2 protein-coding genes are annotated in these 1,375 nt (G+C 65.6%); both read right to left on the minus strand.

The window, feature by feature from the left end:
- Positions 1 to 307: 307 nt before the first annotated feature.
- The gene (locus J1M39_RS11450) at positions 308 to 571 is read right to left on the minus strand and encodes a hypothetical protein (protein WP_101966204.1); all 264 of its coding nucleotides are present in this window, start codon (positions 569 to 571) and stop codon (positions 308 to 310) included.
- 72 nt (positions 572 to 643) lie between these two features.
- Complete coding sequence (locus J1M39_RS11455; protein ID WP_101966205.1) at positions 644 to 823, minus strand: hypothetical protein; 180 nt, start codon at positions 821 to 823, stop codon at positions 644 to 646.
- Positions 824 to 1,375 lie beyond the last annotated feature (552 nt).

The raw sequence follows: 1,375 nt of genomic DNA on the forward strand, positions 1-1,375 counted from the left end.
GGGTTGGGGGCAGAGGCCTGGTCGTCGCAGGTGTACGCGGTCCATCCCTGGCCGTGGACGGCCTCGAAGCGGTCGCAGAAGAACGCCGAGAGGTCCTCGGGGCTCTGGATGTCGAGCACCTCGACGGGGTCAGACGGATCGGTGGGGAAGTGGATCATCTCGGGCATGGGGTGCCTTCCAGGGGTCGCGGTCAGGGCGGGGACGTGCCGCGGAGATCCGCAGCCGGCAGCTGCACCTGGAGCTGCCGGCTGCGCGGTCGAGTCCGCGACAGGGGGGCTGCCGGTGAGCGGCCCCCGGGCCGGTTCGGTCATCCCTTGACGGGCTTCCAGGACAGGTCGAGGTCGGCGGCGACCACGGCCACCGAAGTGGCGCGGATCATGGCGGACACGGCGCGCACGTGTGCGTGGCACGGGACGCACGCCTTGGCGAGCGCCAGGCGCTCGTCGGACTGGGTCCCCTGGCCCCGGAGCCAGGACACGTAGGCCAGCACGGCCAGCGCGCCGGCGGCGGTCTCACGCGGACCCATGGCCACGTAGAGGTACTCGGGATCCTGGCGATCCAGGGTCGCCATGGCGGGCGGGCATGCAAGAGCCCCCCTGAAGGAAGATCCTCCAGAGGGGCTCAACTTTGCATTTTCTCCTAATCAAAGGAGTAGAAATATCCAAATCAGTAGTTCCACGATGTGGGGTAAGAGATCGGATGCGAGGGAGGCTATCGCCTCCCAGGGGACTGCATGAAGCCACTCGGCGACCTTCTCGGCGGCCTCGACAGTGTCGGTGACTGCGACCATGCGGTTGGCAAGAAAGAAAATGAATATGAGCATTGGGTTTTGCGTGATGCGTCTGATCCACCTGCTCAAGGTGGACGGACGGTGCGTGCCTAACGGATCCTTACAGGAGCCTCTCCCTGTCTCGTAGCGGGTGTGATGTGCACGTGTCAGGCCGCTGCAGCGGCTTCGTACTCTGCCATGGGTCATGCTTCGTTTCCTCTCTTTGTGAGGCACCCGCGCGGCGAGTTCCGCGGGGCGCACCGGGAGTTCCCCAGCCTTTCAAGTATAGCAAAGGAGGGACAGAAAAGCAAATCAGAAGGTGTTTAGTGAATGCACCTCTGAGAACCCGCACGAATCCGGGAAGAGTAGGCCAAAGAAGGGCAGTTGGTTAGCGTCTACTGAACACCACCACTGGCACCTGGGAGAGCGACCCAGTGCCCACGGCCATCAGTGGCGAGCGAGTGTGGAGGGCGGGGACGTGTCGCGGAGGGACGCTGCCGGCTCCGCGAGCTCGAGCTGCCGGCCGCCGCGGCTGCTGGAGCTGGGCATCCGGGGCATGTCCCCGGCACGCCGCGGGGTCTGGAAGCGATGCGTGGGGGCTGGTGG

It is taken from the genome of Micrococcus sp. KRD077 (assembly GCF_017168505.1).
Classification (GTDB): domain Bacteria; phylum Actinomycetota; class Actinomycetes; order Actinomycetales; family Micrococcaceae; genus Micrococcus; species Micrococcus luteus.

Excerpts from the sequence above, each read along its gene's own strand:
- J1M39_RS11450 (WP_101966204.1), bottom strand. The coding sequence starts at position 571 with ATGGCGACCCTGGATCGCCAGGATCCCGAGTACCTCTACGTGGCCATG.
- J1M39_RS11455 (WP_101966205.1), bottom strand. The coding sequence starts at position 823 with ATGCTCATATTCATTTTCTTTCTTGCCAACCGCATGGTCGCAGTCACC.